This is a genomic window from Butyrivibrio sp. CB08, assembly GCF_003625485.1.
Lineage (GTDB): Bacteria > Bacillota > Clostridia > Lachnospirales > Lachnospiraceae > Butyrivibrio.
Window position 1 is genome coordinate 1 of sequence record NZ_RAIR01000021.1, and the last position, 1,398, is coordinate 1,398.

2 protein-coding genes are annotated in these 1,398 nt (G+C 40.8%); both read left to right on the forward strand.

Features of this window, described 5'->3' with window-relative positions:
• The first annotated feature begins 119 nt into the window (after nucleotides 1-119).
• Nucleotides 120-500, forward strand: coding sequence for a hypothetical protein (locus D6855_RS16575; RefSeq protein WP_120743140.1), 381 nt, complete (start codon nucleotides 120-122; stop codon nucleotides 498-500).
• The gene (locus D6855_RS16580) at nucleotides 494-1,345 is read left to right on the forward strand and encodes an IS3 family transposase (protein ID WP_243112030.1); all 852 of its coding nucleotides are present in this window, start codon (nucleotides 494-496) and stop codon (nucleotides 1,343-1,345) included. Before D6855_RS16575 ends, D6855_RS16580 begins: the two co-directional genes overlap by 7 nt.
• Nucleotides 1,346-1,398 lie beyond the last annotated feature (53 nt).

Below are 1,398 nucleotides of genomic sequence, written 5' to 3' on the forward strand. Positions count from 1 at the left end.
TGAAGTGATAACGTAAAAGTAGACACCTAACTTATTTTTGTAAACAGGAATAACCTTTTGCTGCTACACTAGAGTAATAAGGTAGCCACGTTTACATGAGAAAGCACAAGGAGGTCTACATGTTATACACAAAAGAAGAAAGGCTAGCCATAGGTGAACAGCTATATAAACACGAAATAAGACAGAAGGATGCAATGGCTAAATATAACATTAGCAAAGCCACTGCAGAAAAATATCTTCGTGCTTATAAAGAACACAATGGCATTCCAATCATAGCCCAAAAATCGGCTTCTTCAGCATCCGAAATGCAATCAGTTAAATCAAAATCATCTGTGACTCCCGAAATGGAAGAGTACATGTCCATGTCCAAGGAGGAACTGATCCGCGAACTGGTACAGGCCAAGGCAAATGAACTGCGAGCAAAAAAAGGATACGAAGTGAAAGGAGCTGGTGCAAACAAGGAATTCGTTCCTTTAAACAACAAGAATTCGAAATCGTAATGGAACTATCCGGGCAGTTTCCGGTTAAATATCTATGTGAAGTACTGAGCGTAAACCGCAGCGGTTTCTACAAGTGGAAGAAACGCTTAGAGCATCCTTCCAACCGCATGAAATCTTTTATCAGTGACCTTGTGCTCTTTAAAGAGTATCACGCCAAATATCCATCGCATGGGTATAGGTGGCTCAATGCCAAGATACTTCTTGATACAGGGCTCATTATGTCAGATCAGAGAGCTCACAGGATATGCAAAGCAGCGGGTATAGTTAGTGTCTGCAAGCATTACAGATATAAAAAGCCAGGAGATCCTTACAAAGTATATCCAAATCTTCTCATGACTGGCCTCAATGTTTCTGGCCCGCTACAGTGCATAGTAAGCGACATGACAGCATTCTACCTACAAGGAGTCTATTATGAGCTTACATTGTTCATGGATATTTGGAACAATGAAATCCTATCTTATTCCCTGTCCAAAAAGCGTGGCGACAGGATGACATACATGAGTGGTCTTAAAGGCATCCTTGATGTCAAAGCACAGTATCCAGATATGGAAATGGTCTTGCATACTGATCAGGGTTCTGTTTACTCTTCAAAGAGCTTTAATGAACTTCTGCCATTGTATAACATAGTCCATTCAATGTCTCGCGCAGGAACACCTACCGATAACGCTGCCATGGAGGCGATTAACGGATGGATTAAGGCAGAGATGTTTAATGACCTACACATAACAAGCAATGAAAACATAACAAGAGAGATTGCAGACTACATTGTGTTCTTCAATGAAGAACGCCCTGCGTACTCTTTAAACTACCTGACTCCGAAACAGTACAGGGAGTACTATGCTTAAAAACAAGTGTGGAGTTTTTTTGAAACTGTGTCTACTTTTACTTGACTAGTGCA